The organism is Phormidesmis sp. 146-12 (genome assembly GCF_052939495.1).
In genome coordinates this window covers 1-19,673 of record NZ_JBJPHS010000004.1, presented here as the reverse complement: position 1 = coordinate 19,673, position 19,673 = coordinate 1, and the positions used below count along the sequence as shown (strand labels likewise).

The following is a 19,673-nucleotide window of genomic DNA, read 5'->3' as shown; positions in this document are numbered from 1 at the left end:
AATTCAAATGTATTTGGATTTGGGATATAGCCCTGAAGTTGCGGCTGACAAGGCTGCTCGTGCTGACCACTTATCTCGCCGTCGCAGAAGCACTTATACCAATTTGAAAGAACGCATGGATCGCGCTCAAATTTGTGCCGATAGTTGCCGTTGGGTTTCACAGCGTTACGACTCAAACGGCTAAATATCGGTTCATTGTCCACGCTTCAATGTCTTCAATTCTCTAAGTTGTCAACGGCATAACAATCCGCTTGCACACCGATCGTATTGAGTTGGTTGGTTGAGTACGAGATGCTACTAGCGGCGGGTGAAGCGGAACGTTAACTGTACTGTAGGAGCGGCTCGTGTCGTGGTGTTTCACTAATCAACCAACATCAAAAAGAGAGTTTCCTCACAACTTCCTCAAATTTTAGATTTACCCTTGAGTCTAGATTGGAATGAAAATTAAATAACATCGACTTTTGTCAGTTGGGTTGAAGCATGAAACTCACCATTTCTGGGGCGTTGGGTTAGCAGACGGGAAGCAAGCGATGTACCTTGACCCAACCTACACAGGCTATTTAATCTTCGATTCTTGGGTGAATCAAGCAACTGACCGAAATTAGCAAACAGCGCGTAGGAGAATCCTCTGATGTCTCATCTCCAACAGTATGACGCGATTGTGATTGGTTCCGGCATTGGTGGGTTAACTGTGGCAGCAATTCTCTCAAAATTCAATCACCAAAAAGTTCTGGTTCTGGAGCAACACTTCATTTTTGGGGGCTTCACCCAGGAATTTAAACGCCAGGATTTTCAATGGGATGTCGGACTTCACTATGTTGGGGAAATGGGAGAAGGCGAAGACGGAAGGCTGATCTCCGACTACATCACCAACGGCACTTTGAAATGGACAAGAATTCCTGATCCGTTTGAAACATTGGTGTATCCAGATTTCACCTTTGAAGTCTATTCTGATCCGCACCGCTATCAAGCCGATCTGATTCAGAAGTTTCCCGATGAAAAGGCGGGCATTCTTCGTTACTTTGCAGATTTGCAACGGTTTAGTCGGTGGCATGGGCTGCGTCAAGCCACTGGTTTTTTACCCGGTCGGTTGGGGGCGATCGCCCAATCCCTGGTTAATTACTTCGGCAAAACCTTTCTCCAAACCACGAAGGACTATCTCGACCAACACTTCCGCAATCCGCAATTGAAAGCGCTCCTAGCATCCGCTTGGGGCACCTATGGACTGCCGCCCTCCGAAAGTGTCTTCTCGATCCATGCCCTGGTCATATCTAGCTATCTGAAGGGGGGATGGTATCCCGTGGGTGGGGCGCAGGAAATCGCTAAACAGATCTTCCCGGTGATTGAACAAGCTGGAGGACGGGCGATCGCGCAGCGACAGGTGACTGAAATTATTATCGAAAATGGGGTGGCGATCGGGGTCAGAGCTTGCAAAACTCACGATCCAGATGCAGCGATCGAAGCCTATTATGCGCCAGTCGTGATCTCGGATGCTGGAGCTTTCAACACCTACACCAAATTGCTGTCGGTTGAGGAGCGGGCAATGTATGGTGATGCCATCCAGCGGTTTCCCAAAGGGCACAGCGTTGTCCTCTTATTTTTGGGCTTGAAAGCGTCTCCCCAAACGATCGGGTTCCGGGGTGGACATCACTGGGTCTACAGCGACTACGATCATGATACGGCGTGGCAATTGCAACGAGTCTCACCGGAACAGGGCATTAATAGTTGCTTCCTCTCTTTCCCCTCGCTCAACGACCCGACGGCACAATCGCACACCGCCGAAGTCATGGTCTATGCGGATTATGAGTGCTTCGCCCAATGGCAAGAGCAACCCTGGAGAAAACGCGATGCCGATTACTATGCTCTCAAAGATCGGATCACCCAAAGCATCATTGATTTCTTGGAACGTCATTATCCGGGGTTTAAAGATCTGATCGAATTCACAGATCTCTCGACTCCCTTGACGATCGCCTATTTCGATGCCAGCGATCGAGGTGCAATCTACGGCATTCCCTTCGTCCCAGAGCGGTTACAGCAACCCTGGGTCGGTGTCAAAACGCCGATTCAAAATCTCTACCTGACTGGGGCCGATGCCATGGGGCCGGGAATTCTGGGTGCAGCCTTTGGGGGTGTCATGGCGGCAGCGGCAGTCAATGGTGGATCGGGATTCCCCAAAATTATGGCGGCCATGCGTCAAGAGGCAACCCAGAAACAAGCTCACACCGTTCCATTGCGATAAACCCTCTTATTCAGGTTATTTACTATGAACGAGAAAATGATTCAGGCGAATGGGGTTGACCTCTGCACCGAAAGCTTTGGCAATCCAACCGATCCCACCCTGCTGTTGATCGGAGGTGCTGCATCTTCAATGGTGTGGTGGCCTTCAGACTTCTGCCGGAAACTAGCAGAAGCAGGACGCTACGTGATTCGATACGACAACCGTGACACAGGACGCTCCATCACTTACGAGCCAGGTCAGATCGGCTATTCGTGGGATGACTTAAGCGATGATGCAGTGGGAGTGCTGGATGCCTATGGGGTCGATCGCGCCCACCTGTTTGGGTGGTCAATGGGCGGCATGATCACGCAATTGGTCGCATTGAAATACCCTGAACGAGTGATCACCATGACCCTCATGATGTCAAGCCCTTTTGCACCCAGACAAGAAACTGATGTACCAACTATTGAAAACAAGGAATTTCTGGCTCACTTTGCCACAGGCACAACGCTAGATTGGGCGCATGAAGCAGCCGCGATTGATTATACGGTTGAAAGCTGGCGCTTGACATCTGCTGGTTCTAAGCATCCCTTTGACGAAATGAGCATCCGGGCACTGGCTACGGAAGACGTAAAGCGGGCAAACAATCTGCCCAGCATGATGAACCATGCTCTCTTGACTGGGGGCGATCGCTATTCCGGTCGGCTGGGGGAAATCAACATTCCAGCCTTGGTCATTCACGGCACCGCCGATTCAATGGTTAACTATCAACGCGGGGTCACACTCGCCGAAGAACTTCCTGATGCCACCTTGCTAACCCTGGAAGGAACAGCGCACGAGCTTCACCGGGATGATTGGGACACAATCATTGATGCCATCATCAACCACACGAAACGTTTGAACCGTTAGGCTTGAGCGGGAAGAATCATTAGGGTGGAAAACTCCTTCGATGCTCGCCAAGCACAGCCATACTCGAAGCGAAAGCTAATTCAGGAGGTGAAGGATGATGCGAAAGGTTTTGCTCGTCTGCGGTATTTTGTCTTCGCTGATCTATGTCACCACCGTTGTACTCGCACCTATGCAGTGGGAGGGCTATAGCTCTGCTTCTCAAACTGTCAGCGAGCTAATCGCGATCGATGCTCCGACGACACCATTCGTCGTTCCGCTTTTCATCCTGTATTCCCTCCTAGTGTACGCATTCGGAGTGGGTGTCTGGCAGTCAGCGGGTCAAAAGCGTACTCTGCGCTTTGCGGCAGTTGGGCTGGTTGGAAAAGAAGTCCTTGGCTTGGTGGCGACTCTACTTTTCCCGATGCATCTGCGTGGGGTCGAGGGAACGCTGACGGATACCATGCACGCAACTCTCACGGGTGTAGGTCTTCTCTTCATGCTGCTTGCCCTGGGATGCGCGGCTATTGCATTCGGCAAGTGGTTCCGCCTCTATTCGATCGCGACAATCCTGATATTCGTCGTGTTTGGCGTTTTGGCAGGTTTGGATGGTTCCCGACTTGAGGCAAACCTACCCACGCCGTGGATGGGAGTTTGGGAGCGGATTAACATCTTCGCCTACATGCTATGGGTCGTGGTGCTGTCTATCGCTCTCTTACGCAACCAAGTGGAACGGTCTCAAGACAGGCTTGAGGGGAGCCGTGATTCTGGATGAGTTGAGTTTGATCACCTGATATACCGTCTAACAATCGCGCTGCACCGGAACGTCTCATCACTGCCGCCAAGAGATTGAGGCTGAAGGTGATCGATCGACGGCGCAGAACTGAGAAGTTCGGGATAGTAGACAATACTCGCATTGAAATTGGGCACATTGCCGAACGATCTCATAGTTTAGGAATGCTCATTTGCTCTAGTAGCCATGACCGCATTGATGTAGCTAAAGATTTCGTCGAGTTCTCCGATCGCTTCTAGCTTAAGGCTTCAGAGAAATCTTATCTAAAAGTTCCTCAGAGTTGGAGGACAAAGGTACTGAATTACGACGCGAAAACCCCGATCGCATTCACATTACTTCAAGGGTCTTGGGGTGCCCTGAGCGTCAAAGGTAAATGGATTAGGGCCAACTGCACCCTTCAGGTCTTTGGGCTTGAGTTCGCCTCTGACCAGTTTAGAAAGGCTGTCCTGTCCGCCGGGTTGATAAAAGATAGTACGTTCGACTCGGTTAAAGCCAGCATTGGGACGAACCTGCCCAGAGGCTCCCAGCAGTTCAACAACGAGCCTATTCTGTCCAGGTTGCAACCCCGTGAGATAAAGCGGAAAACGATCGGTCGTCTTCACACTTCGACCATTCAATGTATAGCGCACTGAGGCCGTTCTACCCAGGTTGACACCATCGACGAGATAATCCAACAAAATTGGCTCCGCGCCATAGGTGCCGCTCACCGGAGAAACGACCGTAATCAATCCCACAGGCTGATTGTAGTCTGCAATATTTTTGCCGTCTGACTGCTGCACATTAAAGGTCACATGCGCCTGAGAGCCTCGGTTTCGGTAGCTTTGGTTCCACGGACGAGCCGAGACAACACGAATCGTGTGAGTACCAGGACTGAGATTCAGCTTCAATGGTTTGCTGGGGTCAAAGTAGTCGATCGGTGAGTTATTATCCACAATCACTTTGAAATGTAGCCCCAACCCGGTCGCCGGACTTTGCCAGGAGTAAATCGTTTGGCGCTCAGTTGCAGCGTGACCTCAGTTGAGTTGACGGTCGTTCCAGGTTGAGGCGAGACGATCTTGATGTCGGGCGACGATTGATCACTGGTTGGGGTAAGCGCTTCAATCACAGACGGTATCGAAACGATCGTTTGAGCGATCGCACTCCAATTTGTAGATAGAACGGCGATCATCACTCCCACCGTCAACGGGGCTGTTCTCAGACGCATGGCTTAAATTCCTTCAGAGAAAGTAGGTAACAAACCCTACAGTTACCCTAAGTTGTCTCTCTGAGAAGTCAATATTATGCAAATTTAATTATCTAAGTAGAGAGAAGCCCAAAGCGGACAGTTTTCACCACAGTTCTAAACGCTTAATCTCCAAGCTCAAAGCTTCTCCCAGTCGGGGCAGGAGTCGTCCGTTAGCCAGCCATAGGGGTGAAAGCCGCACACAAGCGAGGCGCGAGTTGTCCGATCGTACCCATACGCCACCCCGTGATAATTTGCACAACCCTGGCAGGCTTTAGGACGAGACGATGCCACTTCGTTAAAGCCCAACCGCGATCGCAATATTTGCTGATTACTCTGCTGTCGGTGCCATCTCACAGATTCAGCTTTGCGATAAAGATAATCCATGCCGGGACTTTTAGCAGCGTCCATCGGGTTCAATAACAAAGACAATATTGCTCAGAATAATCGCGATCGCGGCTAATTTTCCTCACCCCAACGTCTAATCTTTTTAGCTTCTTTTATAGCTGCCAGACCTTGATCGTATTGTCAGAACTCCCACTAGCCAAAAGCCGTCCATCTACCCCGATCGCCACCACGTTGACCGAATTGGTATGCTCCGTCAATGTCCCGATCAGATCTCCGGTCGTCAGATTCCACAGCTTAATGGTTTTGTCATTGCTGCCGCTGACTAAGGTTTTGCCGTCTGGCGTAATCGCGATCGTATTGACGATATCAATGTGTCCTGACAAAGTACGCACCACATCCCCTGTATTCGGATTCCACAGCTTAATCGTCTTGTCTTTACTGCCGCTGGCGAGAATTTGACCATTGGGACTGATGGCGATCGACAACACAGAATTTTGATGCCCCGTCAACGTGCGAACAAGCTGCCCTGAGTTGAGATTCCATAACTTGATCTGATTGTCGAGTCCTCCACTGGCCAAAATCTGAGAATTGGGACTGACCGCCACCGATCGCACCATCCCCGACAGCCCCGTAAAGCTGCGAAGCAATTCACCATTGGTCATCCTCCAGACAGAAACCGTCCGATCTTCACTGCCACTGACAAAAAACTTGCCATCGGGACTCACCGCCACCGAGTTGACATCGCGGCTGTGACCGAGAATCGATCGCATCAATCTGCCCATCGGCAACTGCCACAGTTTAATCGTGTCGTCGTCACTGCAACTGATCAACGTCTTGCCATCAGGACTCGTCACCAGACCATTGATCGCTTTGACATGCCCCATCAAGGTGCCCAGTCGTTCTCCGGTTTCGACATCCCAAACCATGATGCGATCGTCGAGGCTGCCGCTAAACAACGTCTGACCGTCTGGACTAATGGCCAACGAAACCACCCAGGAAGAGTGACCACTCAAGGTATGCAGGCATCTGCGAATTTGGGGCGACCCAGACGAAGCGCGTCGAGAAGCTGTGCGCGAAGAGGGGCGAGAAATCGGAGAAGGGGTCGGCGTGGGGAGTCGCTGCGTCTGATCGTCTTCCGCAATGGGCTGCTCAACCTCGGACAACCCTGAAGTGGGGGGTAAGGTGACATTGGAGGCGCTGCCCATCCGCGTGGAATTGGGAGGAGACGCAACCGCAGGAGTCGAGAGCGCAAACCGCAGATCGTGCATGGCTTCATCTGCTGACTGATAGCGATCGTTGACCAGATCCTTCAGCATTTTGTCGAGAATTTGCCCAATGCGATCGCTGATTCCTGCTCCGCGTTGGGTTAAGCGTTCTCGCCAGAGCCAGCGTCCCGCCAACGGATCATAAAGATCTTCGGGCTTGACTTGAGTCAGCAAATAGAGACAGGTTGCTCCCAGGCTGTACAAATCGCTGGCGGGGTAGGCTTTACCGCTGCGTAACTGCTCGACGGGCGCATAGCCTTCGGTGCCAATTTTGGTGCCTGGTTGAGTAGAAGTCGCCTCAGTCAACAATTTCGCTACTCCAAAGTCGATCAGCACCAGCCGATTATCAATCTTGCGGCGAATGATATTCGACGGCGTAATGTCACGGTGAATTACATGGCGATCGTGAACAAATTTGAGAATCGGCAACAGCCGCACCAGCACTTCACGAATCTTTTGCTCACTAAAGGGGCCCTGGCGACTTAGTTCTTGAGATAGGGTTGGCCCCTCGATAAATTGTTGAACCAGATAAAGGCGCTGGTCTTGCTCAAAATAAGCCAGCAGTGCGGGGATATGCGGATGCTCGCCCAATTCGTGCAGGCGGACGGCCTCTTGCTCAAACAGTTTGATCGCCTTTTCGAGCGCTTTGGTGCCCTTAAGCTGGGGCGAAAATTGCTTGATCACGCAGCGGGTATTCAGCCGATCTTCGTCCACTGCCAAAAAAGTTTTGCCAAAGCCGCCCTGTCCCAAAGGTTGCAAAACCCGATAGCGTCCCCTGAGCAACGGAATCAGTTTGGCTCCGCAACTTTGACAAAATTCTGCCCCGTCTGCATTCTGGGGACGCTTACAATCAGGATTTAGGCAGTAAGTCATTAATCAGAAAGCACGGGGGACTTGGACGCTGCAAACTAATGGGTTGTGGAAGGGTTGATCGTGACCAATTTTTCGATCGCTGCCAATAATTTGCTTTTGTAGGCTTTATAAGTTTTTATTCTACTCCTCTGCTTGCGTCTAGGGTATGGGAGCGCAAATCGAGGTGAGAAAAACGGATACCATTAGGGTAGATTTCTAAAGAAAAATCGAGCTAAAAGTTTTCCCAATTCCAAACTGGCAATTCCCAAAACTGCGCTTCCTAACCCATAAAAGAGTGCCAATGATTTTTGTCCGGTTTGCCAGAGTGCAGAGGTGTCTAGCGCGTAGGTCGAAAAGGTCGTATAAGACCCCAAAAAGCCGACAGCGACTAGAAAGCGTAAGTCGGGAGAAGTGAGCGATCGCTCCAACGTCAAGGTGACAAAAAATCCCATAATCAAAGCACCCGTCAAGTTAATAAAAAAGGTGCCAAACGGAAAATCCGCCCCCAGCCAGCGGCTAAAAAATAAGGTTAAATAATATCGACTTAACGCCCCCGGAATCGCACCCAAACAAATTGCTAAAGGGGCACGTAGTGCAGGATCGTTGGGTAAGATGAGCGCCAGCGATCGACTCAACCCAATCAACGCAGACTGTAATAAATTTGACAGCATTCCAGATTCTCAGAAAGGACAAATTCTTCATACCACTCCTTTCGATAGAACTGAAGCCATGAGGTTGCCAGATGTTCTGCCAGGGCCATGTCATAGACAAACACCTTCGAGATGAACTGGATTGTGAAGAGGTGATCGGCATCTCCGACTTCAAAAATTCGCCCATCGACGGTGACCACACAAATACTAAACCAGTCTGGATCGGCCTTCGCCAATTCGGGAATGTAGCTAGCCAGCTTGCCTTCATTCAGCAGTTTGTATTTGAGGTAGAGCGTTTCGAGATAGGCCTGAAGGGGATGGTCTATTTCGCTCATAACTTTTTTAGATACGAGGGGGATTGGCCAATCGCTTCTCAGAGATTCTTGAAAAGTAATTTTCCTATAGATTAGCGGATTTTCTCCTCTCACAGTTTTCTCTTAAGAAGAAAGTAAGAAGAAAGATTGTTCATCTACTTATTTGTCCTGATCCAGTAAGTAAAGAATTTCATCACAGTAAGCTTCTGCAAGCTGCCGCTCGTGAGATGCGATCAATTCGTCTCGCATGTGTGCCATTGAAGTACGCACCTTAATGAGAAGAGAAAAGCGCTGCTCCCAGTGTTTTTTATCTTGCTTTAAGACCGGCTGAAACACTGTCCAATAAGCAGCAATAATTTTGTAAAGATCTAAGGGATAAGCAAAGTCTAATAAATTAATAGAAGCGCGATCGCCAAATTTCTTCTTTTCATTCTCCTGTTTTTGGCGGCAGGGGTCAAAGATATCAACTTTCAGATTGGGACAATTGGCCTCTACCTGAGCAATCCAGTCTTCAGTTTTATACTCGGCTTCCAACTTCTCAGCAATAAATAGGCGTAATCTTCGCTCAGTTTTTTGCCAAAGAGGCCAGAGAACAACTGATCTGACAATATCAAACTCAAAAGTTTGGACAGTGCGAGGAGTTGGTGTGGCGTTGCGTGAAGTAGAAGCTTGCTTTCTTGCGCCTTCTCCTGCGGGAGAGGGTTGGGGTGAGAGCGGCTCGGCAGATTGTAAATGAGACTTACGATCGAGCCGCTTGATTGCATCGATCGCCTGCCGATCTCCTGGAGAAACCACCAGCACACGAATCCAGCACTGCTCTGCTAATCGGTAATCCTCATTCGCTTCCGCCTCAAGAGCATCCATCTTCAACGGTTGAGCATCCGCAAGCGTGGCATGTTTTGGCATCAACACCAGATGAGATTTTGCGATCGGTTCGGCAATTGTATAAGGCGTTTGATTTGCCCGAAGATTGTTGTCGCGCAGAATCTCAGGGACTCGCCGCTCTAGATAATGGCTCAATCGCTCCACCGTGGCACAGTGCCCCAAACCCTCTAACAACGCTTTTGTAAACGCCCCTTGTGCGATCGCTTCAATCTCGTAAGAATATTGATGAGGACTACAAGAAAACAAGCTGACCATTCCAGTTTGCCGCGATCGCTCCGCTGTCTGCTCGCCCAAACTTCCGCCCTTCCTTCCCCCTTCTCGACAGGCATCCAGCATCAGTACCACATTATCTGCCCCGCAGCCTCGCAAGCGATCGGTAATATGATTGATCGAGATGCCCGTGTTTTGAATGTCATGCGGATCGCCATCCAGCGGCATCAAATAATCTTGCTCACCGCCGCGCATCCCATGACCACTAAAGAAAAACCAAAAATTGTCGCCATCTTGCATCGGACAAGCAGCCTCAATCTCACGCAAAACTCGCAGCAGATTCGATCGCGAAGGACGAGTTGACTTCCCTTTCCAAGCAGGCGAGTCATCTGAGAAAAAGAAAACCTGGTCAAAGCCTGCTTCTTTGAGTAAAAACTCTCGCATCAATAGAGCATCCTGCTTGGCATATCGAAGCGGTTGCAGAAACTCATACTGATTGATGCCGATGACGATCGCTTGATTCCTTGCCATTCTCGTTTTGACCGACTGCCGCTTAAAGGATTGCTGTAACTAGCTGGATCAAGCTCTGAAAGATCGCGTTACGACACCCTTTTAAACTTCAACTTAATCGAGCCTTTTCCGCCTGCAACTAGCTTAATCTCGCCCTCCGCACTGATTTCGACCGATAGTTCAATTTCATCAAGCTTTATTTTTGATTGCGCTTGCGCTTGCTGTTCTGCTTGACTAAAAATCCGCCCAACCATCTGCAAAAATGTTTCCATCTTGCGCTCTAGTTCAGCGACATCAAGCTGCTTTTCGCGAAATACCTGGACCCGCTGCTGCAACTCTTCTCCCCATCCTCTTGCCCCATCAGGGCGATCGACAAGCGGTTCAGAGTCGGTGATAATCCAAATTTTTTCTTCTGACATGACAACTTAGGAGGATTTTTATACATCATGGCAGAAATTTTACGGTTTTTAGGGTCAGCCGTTGATGATGCGATCGACGCTCACTGCAATGTTAGGAAACGTCACAGGCTGAAGGGTTCCAGTAGAAAGTGTCATTTTGGAAGCGTATTCTCCATCCTGCGGATCTCGGAACACGATCAGCTTAAATGTTTTGAGATTGACAACCCAGTATTCTAAAATTCCTGCCTCTGCGTAGAGTTTGCTTTTGATTTCCAGATCCTTATCCAAGCTGGAGTAAGAATATTCCACCACCCAAAAGATGTTTTCTGGATAGGGATGATGGTCTAGATACTCACGTCCGAGCGGTTGCACAATTGCTAAATCGGGTTCTGGTTCAGACCCATTTTCAAGCAAGGTGATTGGCTTGGCAGGACGAATCATGGCTCGATCGCCTAACAGTCGAATCAAGTAAGTGCCTGCATTTGTGCTGAGGTGAGCATGGGGTTTTCCTTCAGGTGCCATCTCGACCAGTTCTCCTCTCAGTAGTTCAACGTGGCGATCGTCCAGAAAGCCAGCGTCAACCAAACGGTGATATTCGTCCAGCGTCCATTTTGCAGTGATGGTTGTCATAACAATTCTCTTATCGTTCTAATGTGATCGATCGTCAGCGGATGTCAGGCTTAAAGTCCATTAACGATGCGATCGACGCTCACAGCAATGTCAGGAAACGCCAAAGGCTGAAGGGTTCCAGTAGAAAATGTCATTTTGGAAGCGTATTCTCCATCCTGCGGATCTCGGAACACGATCAGCTTAAATGTTTTGAGATTGACAACCCAGTATTCTTGAATTCCAACTTCAGCGTAAATATTGCTTTTGAGTTCTAAATCTTTTTTTAGACTGGAGTTTGAATATTCGATCAGCCAGAAGATGTTTTCTGGATAGGGATGATGATCAAAATATTCGCGCCCCAAGCGCTGCACGATCGCAACATCTGGCTCAGGTTCAGAACCATTGGGTAGTGTAATCGGCTTTGTTTGCCGAACGGTTGCACGGTCATCAAGTAGACCAATGAGATACTCGCCTGCTTCACCGCTGCAATAAGCATGAGGTTCTTTTTCGGGCGACATCTCGACGATTTCTCCTTTCAGTAACTCAACGTGGCGATCGTCCAGAATGCCAGTGTCAACCAAGCGGTGATATTCGTCTAATGTCCATTTTGCGGTGATGGTTGTCATGACAGTTCTCTTATCGTTGTAGCAGTACTATCGATCGTAGCTATCAATATTTTATGCATTGAATCTTTTGTTCAAACAACTGGATCGCGATCGCTTGTCTTGCTCTCCCATTCTCAAATTGACTCACTTGCTATGTCCAACTCTATTACCGTGACCGTTAAATTATTTGCTGCCTACCAGGAAGCTTACGGCGTTTCAGAACTGACGCTAGACCTTCCGATCGGGGCAACGGTGGAAATGGTGCGCGATCGATTGATTAACGATCGTCCCCAACTCGCTGAATGGCGCAACCTCACTCGATTCGGTGTCAACCTCCAATTTGTCGAACCCCAAACCACCCTGCAAGCCGGAGATGAAGTGGTGTTGATTCCACCTGTAAGTGGGGGATGAAAGCAGACAATCTTAATCCCGATAAAAATGGTCGGGTATGTTTGACGGGTTATTTTTGCCGTGATAGTATCAGTCGAGATTCAACCATGAAATAGCAAAACGCTTGCACCAAGGGAGTTTTAAGTCATGCCCCAGGCGACCGAACTGAAAACGCAATCTACAACCGCCGCCTTTCGCGCTTTGAAGTGTAAAGAATGTGGTGAAGAATACGAACTGAAAGCCAGTCACGTTTGCGAAATGTGCTTCGGGCCGCTGGAGGTCAAGTATGACTACGACTTTTTGCGGCGCACCGTCACTCGCGAAACCATTCAAGCCGGCCCACACTCGATTTGGCGCTATCGTCCGTTTTTGCCCGTCGCCACCGACAACCCGATCGATGTCGGCACAGGCATGACTCCCCTCATTCAAGCAAACCGACTGGCACGACGACTGGGACTCAAAAAGCTGTACATCAAAAACGATGCAGTGAATATGCCAACCCTCAGCTTCAAAGATCGCGTGGTATCGGTCGCCTTGACTCGTGCGCGTGAATTGGGCTTTACCACTGTGTCTTGTGCCAGTACGGGTAATTTGGCTAACTCGACGGCGGCGATCGCCGCCCATGCAGGTCTAGAGTGCTGTGTGTTTATCCCGTCTGATCTCGAAGCGGGCAAAGTCTTGGGGACGCTGATTTATGGCCCGACCGTTATGTCAGTGCATGGCAACTACGATCAGGTGAATCGTCTATGTTCTGAAGTGGCTAACACCCACGGCTGGGGCTTTGTGAATATCAATCTGCGCCCTTACTATTCAGAAGGCTCTAAAACGCTGGGCTACGAAGTGATCGAGCAGCTAGGGTGGCAACTTCCGGATCATGTGGTCGCTCCGCTGGCTTCTGGTTCGCTGTTTACCAAGATCTATAAAGGGTTTAGAGAGTTTGTTGAAGTCGGTTTAGTCGAAGATAAGCACGTTCGGTTTAGTGGGGCCCAGGCAGAAGGTTGCTCTCCGATCGCTCAAGCCTTTAAAGAAGGTCGTGACTTTATCTCTCCCGTCAAGCCGAATACTGTGGCAAAATCGCTGGCGATCGGCAACCCCGCAGATGGCGTTTATGCAGTCGATCTGGCGCGTAAAACCAACGGCAACATTGAATCAGTCACCGACGCAGAAATCATTGATGCAATCAAACTGCTGGCCGAAACCGAAGGCATCTTCACCGAAACCGCAGGCGGCACCACCGTTGCAACTTTGAAAAAGCTCGTTGAAGCAGGTAAAATTGACCCTGACGAAACCACCGTCGTCTACATCACAGGCAACGGACTCAAAACTCAAGAAGCCGTCCAAGGCTACATCGGCGAACCTCTCACTATCGAACCCAAACTCGACAGCTTTGAGCGCGCCCTAGAACGATCGAAAACCCTCGATCGCCTCGAATGGCAGCAAGTCCTAGTGTAAGAATGAACGACAGAAAAGAGATTCAGCGATCGTTCCTGAATGCTCTGATCATTTTTTCATCCCTCATCCCTCATCCCTCCCACCATGTCTGTTAAAGTCCTTATTCCCACCCCGCTTCAGAAACTTACCAACGACCAGCCCACGATCGACTGTGACGGCACCAGCATTGTCGAGTTGTTAGAGTCGCTCGAAAAAAGCTGCCCCGGTATCAAAGCTCGAATCTGCGATGAACAAGGGCAGCTACGCCGATTTGTCAATTTTTACGTCAACAGTGAAGACATCCGATTTCTAGAAGGAGTCAACACACCGCTCAAAGATGGCGACGAAGTGAGCATCATTCCCGCGATCGCGGGTGGCTAACACCCAGGCGGAGACTAAAGGCCAGAGACTAAAGACCAGAGACTCAAAATGCTTCCCAGTCTAAAATCTCCGGTCTAAAGTCTAATGTCTAAAGCCCAGTTTCCTTGGCCAGTTTACGCTTTTTGAGCGACCCTACACCCAAGGCACCGACTGCCAACAGTCCCAAAATCGTGGTGGGTTCGGGGACGGTTTCTAACTGTACAAACGCATAGTCAGAATCTGCGCCACCTGATCCTCCGTTGGGGAAAGCCGCAAATTTAAGCTGGCTGACTGCGGCGTTGCCAAAGGGATTTGCGATCCGCCAAGCACCGCCTCCCGCTTGAGATCCCGCAGTTGAGAGGGTCGTGACAATGCCGCCAAGACTCCACAAAGCATTGGTTGCGTCCACGACAGTCAGCTTACCCGTTTGAATGCCATTAGCTGTCACTGCGGCAATCTCTCCTGCAAAGTCGCTGAAAACACCTGTGTCGTACAAGAATGCCAGGTCAAAGGAGCCGATCGTTTCTGCTTTGAGAAAGTCAACCGTGATGGCTTCGTTATCTTTTCTGTCGATTTCTCCGCCGACATTTCCGCCTTGTACACCAATGCCCGTCACACCGCCGACGGTTTTGCGCTCAAAGGGTCTGGGGCTGGAGGTCACCTTTGCAAATCCAAAGTCTTTGACGTTGGTCACGCCATCGCTGGGTAGGTCGCCTTGACGAATCACCGCAGCTTGAGCAGGAGAGATGACTAGAGCAGATCCGGCAACGGCCGCCGTCATCAAAAGGGCTTGAACGATCGATTTTTGAGTGAATGAATTGCTGATCATGGGGCTTTTTGAGGTTAAAAATTAAGGGTGTATCTGAGTAGGCACCTGATGATTGATTCACAAAGTAAGTGATTCAAAAAAATTGAGACGACGTTCTTTCTGTGCAACAAAACACAGAGAATTGGAGTCGCAAAATCAACCCGATTTAGAATTGGGTAGCGCTAAGTCGGTATTGATTAAAATCACAATTTCAACGGTCAATCAAACTGAAGTTAGAATCAGTCCGATCGCGCTGTGAACTATCACTTACAGATTGTTAAAAGGCTGGTTGGACGTAAGACCGTCGCCCAATCATTAAGGTGTGATATAAAAACTGACCGCTTGTCAGGACTGACCGCCTGCCAGCTTTAAATCTCAAACAGCTAATCGTTGTAATGACTTCTTGCACTCACCTCGGATGGGAATCCGGAAAATCGAATATTGGGTAGTGAAACTCGATCAGGCGAGAGATTTGATCATTAACATTGGTCTGAGAAGCAAACCGACTGATATCTAGAATGACAAATTTAACCCAATTCGCGCTTATTTTTGAGACGGTTTAACCAAAGCAATATGTTCTCAAGTGTCTCTATTTTGATCAAATAAACGGTCGATCGCTTTTCCGGATCAGCCAATTTCATCGCGGATATCGTAAGGTTTGAAGCTACCTAAAGCTGCCGTCAGTTCAACAAAGCTTTTTTGCTTCGGTGTCAAGCGTCTGCCTCCCAAGCTGCCAATTCTGAGAAACTTTCAGACCAGATTTCCGGTTCAAGGTTCTTCACCTAGGAGGAATTTAGGAAACGTCTTTGAACTTGTAACTCTGATTGACTGACAGATCTTTTCCAGTAGGTTGAGTTGAACTCGGTGAAACCCAACGTGAGAGAGGCGACTGCTGGGCTTCGCGTTGCTCAACACCAACCTACAAAAAACGGGGGCTTCAGGAGTTTTGTCAGTCAACCAGGAGGAGATCTTGCTATATTGCAGCGTTGGGTTAAATTCTGCTGAGATATTACCCTATTGCGTGGTTTTACAGAGAAAGTGACTTAGAACTTCATCTTGGCTTGATGAGGCGTGAGGCGTGAGGCGTGAGGCGTGAGGCGTGAGGTGGAATGAAATGTCCTGTATGAAAGGCTAATCGAGAGCTACAGGATTTTTTCTAGACCGTACACTAATGTCTTGAGCGGCAACACTTTGCGAATCGAGAGGAGGACACCGGGCATATAGCAAGCGCGATCGCTCGTGTCGTGGCGCAAGGTGTAGATTTGACCGGGTGCCCCAAAAATGACCTCTTGATGGGCGATCAAGCCGGGTAGACGAATACTGTGAATCCGAATCCCTTCATCAGCCTGGGCCCCTCTCGCTCCAGTAATTTTTTCGGTCTCGTCCACTATCGGAGCATTGTAGGTTTTGCCCATCTCAGCCAGCATTTGGGCCGTTTGGACGGCTGTGCCACTTGGTGCGTCAGCTTTTTGGTTGTGGTGCAATTCAATGATTTCAACGTGGTCAAAGTACTGAGACGCTTGCACAGCCGCCTGCTGAAGCAGAACCATGCCGATCGAGAAGTTGGGTACGATCAGGCATCCGGTACTGGCTTTGTCGGCAAATTCTGCCAGGTCTTGAATCTGTTGAGCCGTTAACCCTGTGGTGCCAACGACGGGGCGCACTCCGTAAGCGATCGCCGATCGCACGTTGCCATACACTACATCCGGGTGAGTCACATCCACAACCACGCCCAATTCGCGCTCTTGAGACAGCATGGCCATCGTCGATTCGTACTCATTGAGAATCGGCACCTCTAAGGCTCCGCAGCCAATCACTTCACCAATGTCTTGCCCCACAAGGTCAGGGTTTCTGGATAAGGCTCCGATTAGCGTCATGTCGCTTGCTTGAGACACCGCCTTCACGATTTCGCGCCCCATCTTGCCCGTTGCACCATTCACCACGACTGGAATTGGATTAGCCATCGTTGAAATCCGTTGTTGATCACCTATGGGCATTTTAGAATCACGCGACCCCTTGCGGGTAACTCGAAACGACCCCTTGCGGGTAACTCGAAGCGACCCCTTGCGGGTAACTCGAAGAGATCGGCTTTGCCCCTTCTATAACGTTCTTGGCAACAAGTCTCCCATCATCTGTGCCTGACGCTCAACGATCGCCACCAGTCGAGAAATATTCTGTTCTTGTCGCTCGGCCGTTGCAGCTTGTTGCTCGGCCGTCGCAGCGATTCGGTCAGTCGCTTCAATGATTCGGTCAGTCGCTTCAATGATTCGGTCAACGGTTATCCTGAGATCTCTCAAACTCTCTCGAAACTCAGCCATCCAGACGCGCATTTCTGCCATTTCCTGACGTATCTCAGAAATATTCTGTCTCACAGCAGTAATGCCTTCAGCCATCAGCCCAATCTGGTAGGCAGAGGCTTCGAGGCTGTTTGCGGTGCGAATGCTAACGGCGGTGAGGTTTTCGAGGCGGGCATCAATGACTTCTAATCGTTCGTTGCTCATGGCGTGGGCCAGCTAAAATCCGGTGCTTTATCATAGCGTGAAGTCGGTTGTTCACTCTTCAACTTCCAGGGTTACTTGGTAGAACCGTTCAAGGTCAAAGATTTTAGCCCCCGGTGATATGTCACAATTGGATACGCTGATTAAAATTTCTTTAATTTCGTAGGTAATCTCGTGACCTTTACGACAGAAGCTACTTCCCAAAACGGGCGGTCTGCCCTCGCGCCCTTTCCTCGCCGTCGTGCCGTCTTTCCTTTTACCGCGATCGTCGGTCAAGAAGAAATGAAACTGGCCCTCCTGCTCAATGTGATCGATCCCAAAATTGGTGGGGTGATGATCATGGGCGATCGCGGCACGGGCAAATCCACGACGATTCGGGCGTTGGCTGACCTGTTGCCAGAGATCGAAGTGGTTGCGGACGATCCGTTTAACAGCCATCCCAGCGATCCTGAAATGATGGCGGATGCGGTGCGGCAACTGATCGAGCAGGGTGAAGACGTGCCCGTCGCTCAGAAAAAAGTGATCATGGTCGATCTGCCGCTGGGGGCAACCGAAGATCGCGTTTGTGGAACGATCGACATTGAGAAAGCCCTATCTGAAGGGGTAAAAGCCTTTGAGCCGGGGTTACTCGCCAAGGCCAATCGCGGTATTCTCTACGTCGATGAAGTCAATCTTTTGGATGATCACTTAGTCGATGTGCTGCTCGATTCTGCCGCTTCTGGCTGGAATACGGTTGAGCGAGAAGGCATTTCCATTCGGCACCCGGCTCGATTTGTCTTAGTCGGCTCTGGCAATCCTGAAGAAGGAGAACTGCGTCCCCAACTGCTCGATCGCTTTGGGATGCACGCCGAGATTCGCACCGTTAAAGAACCTGCTTTGAGAGTTCAAATTGTCGAACAGCGCACCGAGTTTGATCAAGACCCCCAATCCTTTTTGGAGAAATATCAAACCGAACAGGATGCCCTTCAGCAAAAGTTGGTCAATGCTCAAGAACGGCTGAAGAAGATTGCCATTGAATATGATCTGCGCGTCAAGATTTCTCAGGTTTGCTCAGAGTTAGATGTAGACGGACTGCGCGGCGATATTGTCACAAACCGGGCTGCTAAAGCGATCGCTGCCTTTGAAGGTCGTACCGAAGTCACCGTTAATGATATTCGTCGCGTCGCCACCCTGTGTCTCCGGCACCGTTTGAGAAAAGACCCGATGGAATCGATCGATTCTGGCTACAAAGTTGAGAAAGTCTTCAATCAAGTGTTTGGCGAAGCGGTTTGATGCTGTGAATTCAACGGGTGTGAAGCGGGATAATTTGCCTGACGCACCCGGTCTCGCAGCTTTTCAGGCGCACATGACTCGGCGCATTTGTCTCAGATTGGTTGGCAGATCCAAGCGGATGGCTTGCTCGATCAAGAGTCCAGGGACAGGAATCGTCGGAGTTGCCTGAACGGAGTAGGTTAAAACAGTGCCGTTTTCGTAGGCTTCGAGGCTGAGGTCGGCAAAAAAGTCACTAAAGCTGCCCGATTCTAGATAAAACTGAACTCGCTGATGGTGAGTTTCTAAAACTTTGAGATAGATTTCAACTTGTGCACTAAAGACCAAAAAAGCTTTGCTGGCACTTTGATAGAGCCGTTTGACCTGCCGCTTTGCACTGTTTGAAGCGTTAATTCCTGAGTGCAACACCTGACTGTGGGTAACATCAGGAAAATATTGTGTCCAGCGAGGATAATCGGTAAGCTGTTGCCAGACTTGATCTGGAGTCAAAGGCAGGTATAGTCGAGCAGTGACCGCCCCACCCCAAGCAGAATAAGCGCGTGTGGTCAGCAAAACTTCGCCTTGTAGAAGGGCTATCCGATCGATCTGTCCCCTAGATTGATTGGCAACACTGAAATTGATCGCGTTGGGTTCGATAGAAGCAGCCATTTTGATTTCACTCCTCATCCGTTCCAGCAGTCTAAGCTAGAGTGTATGACGATCGAGTTGCTTTCACCATCACACGCTCACAAGTTTGTATACTCTTAATCTTCCCGTCAATTTCGCATTATTGACTGACAAAAATCCGGGATATTCTGTCTCAGGTTTGAGAGGTTGGTTTTGAGAATTTGGTCTGAGAATTTGCAAGCAAAACAGTAAAGCCAATTGCTGATCTAAATTGCTGATCTAAATGTTTTAATGCTGTTGAGGAACCTGCTATGAGTCGATCGACGAATTCGAGAGCCGTTGTGTACTTAGTTGTCTTGGGGCTAACGGCGATCGTGTGGCTGCTCAGAGGAATTGGGCTGCTTACCTTTATTCCAGGCTTTATCCTGTGGGTTTTGATCTTGCTGTCGATCGCGCTTACGATCGTCAATGGTTGGATAGAAACTAGATAAAGCGATCTCTTCGAGTTACCCGCAAGGGGTCGCTTCGAGTTACCCGCAAGGGGTCG

The 19,673-nt window shown here is 49.6% G+C and carries 24 protein-coding genes; 9 read left to right on the top strand and 15 right to left on the bottom strand.

The window, feature by feature from the left end:
- Positions 1-7: 7 nt before the first annotated feature.
- From ACKFKF_RS02955 to ACKFKF_RS02940, 4 genes are all read left to right on the top strand, one after another.
- Complete coding sequence (locus ACKFKF_RS02955; RefSeq protein WP_446866307.1) at positions 8-184, top strand: hypothetical protein; 177 nt, start codon at positions 8-10, stop codon at positions 182-184.
- 447 nt (positions 185-631) lie between these two features.
- On the top strand, positions 632-2,239 hold the full coding sequence (locus ACKFKF_RS02950; protein WP_446866306.1) for a phytoene desaturase family protein: 1,608 nt from the start codon (positions 632-634) through the stop codon (positions 2,237-2,239).
- 24 nt (positions 2,240-2,263) lie between these two features.
- Complete coding sequence (locus tag ACKFKF_RS02945) at positions 2,264-3,127, top strand: alpha/beta fold hydrolase (RefSeq protein WP_446866305.1); 864 nt, start codon at positions 2,264-2,266, stop codon at positions 3,125-3,127.
- Between the two features lie 94 nt (positions 3,128-3,221).
- On the top strand, positions 3,222-3,878 hold the full coding sequence (locus ACKFKF_RS02940; protein ID WP_446866304.1) for a DUF998 domain-containing protein: 657 nt from the start codon (positions 3,222-3,224) through the stop codon (positions 3,876-3,878).
- A gap of 11 nt (positions 3,879-3,889) precedes the next feature.
- Here the strand turns inward: ACKFKF_RS02940 and ACKFKF_RS02935 are convergent, their stop codons facing one another.
- The 11 genes from ACKFKF_RS02935 to ACKFKF_RS02885 form a co-directional block, all read right to left on the bottom strand.
- A complete protein-coding gene (locus ACKFKF_RS02935) occupies positions 3,890-4,051 on the bottom strand; it encodes a hypothetical protein (protein WP_446866303.1) in 162 nt (53 codons plus the stop codon).
- Positions 4,052-4,228: 177 nt separating this feature from the next.
- Positions 4,229-4,828: a hypothetical protein gene (locus ACKFKF_RS02930; protein WP_446866302.1), complete on the bottom strand. Its 600-nt coding sequence runs from the start codon at positions 4,826-4,828 to the stop codon at positions 4,229-4,231.
- Between the two features lie 2 nt (positions 4,829-4,830).
- Entirely contained in the window at positions 4,831-5,100 is a 270-nt protein-coding gene (locus tag ACKFKF_RS02925; protein WP_446866301.1) for a hypothetical protein, read from the bottom strand.
- 156 nt (positions 5,101-5,256) lie between these two features.
- Positions 5,257-5,529: a hypothetical protein gene (locus ACKFKF_RS02920; RefSeq protein ID WP_446866300.1), complete on the bottom strand. Its 273-nt coding sequence runs from the start codon at positions 5,527-5,529 to the stop codon at positions 5,257-5,259.
- 89 nt (positions 5,530-5,618) lie between these two features.
- Positions 5,619-7,604 carry a protein kinase domain-containing protein gene (locus ACKFKF_RS02915; RefSeq protein WP_446866299.1) on the bottom strand — a complete coding sequence of 662 codons (1,986 nt, stop codon included), beginning with the start codon at positions 7,602-7,604 and terminating at the stop codon, positions 5,619-5,621.
- A 182-nt stretch (positions 7,605-7,786) separates the two neighbouring features.
- Entirely contained in the window at positions 7,787-8,254 is a 468-nt protein-coding gene (gene crcB, locus ACKFKF_RS02910; RefSeq protein ID WP_446866298.1) for a fluoride efflux transporter CrcB, read from the bottom strand.
- A complete protein-coding gene (locus ACKFKF_RS02905) occupies positions 8,224-8,568 on the bottom strand; it encodes a glutaminase (RefSeq protein ID WP_446866297.1) in 345 nt (114 codons plus the stop codon). Before ACKFKF_RS02905 ends, crcB begins: the two co-directional genes overlap by 31 nt.
- A 138-nt stretch (positions 8,569-8,706) precedes the next feature.
- On the bottom strand, positions 8,707-10,173 hold the full coding sequence (locus ACKFKF_RS02900) for a caspase family protein (protein ID WP_446866296.1): 1,467 nt from the start codon (positions 10,171-10,173) through the stop codon (positions 8,707-8,709).
- A 68-nt stretch (positions 10,174-10,241) separates the two neighbouring features.
- Positions 10,242-10,571 carry a Pepco domain-containing protein gene (locus ACKFKF_RS02895; RefSeq protein ID WP_446866295.1) on the bottom strand — a complete coding sequence of 110 codons (330 nt, stop codon included), beginning with the start codon at positions 10,569-10,571 and terminating at the stop codon, positions 10,242-10,244.
- Between the two features lie 54 nt (positions 10,572-10,625).
- The gene (locus ACKFKF_RS02890) at positions 10,626-11,180 is read right to left on the bottom strand and encodes a Uma2 family endonuclease (protein ID WP_446866294.1); all 555 of its coding nucleotides are present in this window, start codon (positions 11,178-11,180) and stop codon (positions 10,626-10,628) included.
- Between the two features lie 50 nt (positions 11,181-11,230).
- A complete protein-coding gene (locus tag ACKFKF_RS02885) occupies positions 11,231-11,785 on the bottom strand; it encodes a Uma2 family endonuclease (RefSeq protein ID WP_446866293.1) in 555 nt (184 codons plus the stop codon).
- A 132-nt stretch (positions 11,786-11,917) separates the two neighbouring features.
- Between ACKFKF_RS02885 and ACKFKF_RS02880 the strand changes: the two genes are divergently transcribed.
- From ACKFKF_RS02880 to ACKFKF_RS02870, 3 genes are all read left to right on the top strand, one after another.
- Positions 11,918-12,175 carry a MoaD/ThiS family protein gene (locus tag ACKFKF_RS02880; RefSeq protein WP_446866292.1) on the top strand — a complete coding sequence of 86 codons (258 nt, stop codon included), beginning with the start codon at positions 11,918-11,920 and terminating at the stop codon, positions 12,173-12,175.
- 126 nt (positions 12,176-12,301) lie between these two features.
- Positions 12,302-13,606, top strand: a complete 1,305-nt coding sequence (gene thrC / locus ACKFKF_RS02875) for a threonine synthase (protein ID WP_446866291.1) — start codon at positions 12,302-12,304, stop codon at positions 13,604-13,606.
- A gap of 84 nt (positions 13,607-13,690) precedes the next feature.
- The gene (locus tag ACKFKF_RS02870; RefSeq protein ID WP_446866290.1) at positions 13,691-13,966 is read left to right on the top strand and encodes a MoaD/ThiS family protein; all 276 of its coding nucleotides are present in this window, start codon (positions 13,691-13,693) and stop codon (positions 13,964-13,966) included.
- Between the two features lie 88 nt (positions 13,967-14,054).
- Here the strand turns inward: ACKFKF_RS02870 and ACKFKF_RS02865 are convergent, their stop codons facing one another.
- The 3 genes from ACKFKF_RS02865 to ACKFKF_RS02855 all read right to left on the bottom strand — a co-directional run bounded on the left by ACKFKF_RS02865 (position 14,055) and on the right by ACKFKF_RS02855 (position 17,254).
- Entirely contained in the window at positions 14,055-14,774 is a 720-nt protein-coding gene (locus ACKFKF_RS02865) for a PEP-CTERM sorting domain-containing protein (RefSeq protein WP_446866289.1), read from the bottom strand.
- Positions 14,775-15,895: 1,121 nt separating this feature from the next.
- Entirely contained in the window at positions 15,896-16,717 is an 822-nt protein-coding gene (gene dapB, locus ACKFKF_RS02860; RefSeq protein ID WP_446862105.1) for a 4-hydroxy-tetrahydrodipicolinate reductase, read from the bottom strand.
- A 135-nt stretch (positions 16,718-16,852) separates the two neighbouring features.
- Complete coding sequence (locus tag ACKFKF_RS02855; protein ID WP_446866288.1) at positions 16,853-17,254, bottom strand: hypothetical protein; 402 nt, start codon at positions 17,252-17,254, stop codon at positions 16,853-16,855.
- A gap of 171 nt (positions 17,255-17,425) precedes the next feature.
- On the opposite strand from ACKFKF_RS02855, the gene bchI reads away from it, so the two are divergent.
- Entirely contained in the window at positions 17,426-18,523 is a 1,098-nt protein-coding gene (bchI, locus tag ACKFKF_RS02850; protein WP_446862107.1) for a magnesium chelatase ATPase subunit I, read from the top strand.
- 63 nt (positions 18,524-18,586) lie between these two features.
- On the opposite strand, the gene ACKFKF_RS02845 is transcribed toward bchI, so the two are convergent.
- Complete coding sequence (locus tag ACKFKF_RS02845; RefSeq protein WP_446862108.1) at positions 18,587-19,168, bottom strand: SRPBCC family protein; 582 nt, start codon at positions 19,166-19,168, stop codon at positions 18,587-18,589.
- A 269-nt stretch (positions 19,169-19,437) separates the two neighbouring features.
- Between ACKFKF_RS02845 and ACKFKF_RS02840 the strand changes: the two genes are divergently transcribed.
- Positions 19,438-19,617, top strand: coding sequence for a hypothetical protein (locus ACKFKF_RS02840; RefSeq protein WP_446862109.1), 180 nt, complete (start codon positions 19,438-19,440; stop codon positions 19,615-19,617).
- Positions 19,618-19,673: the final 56 nt, after the last annotated feature.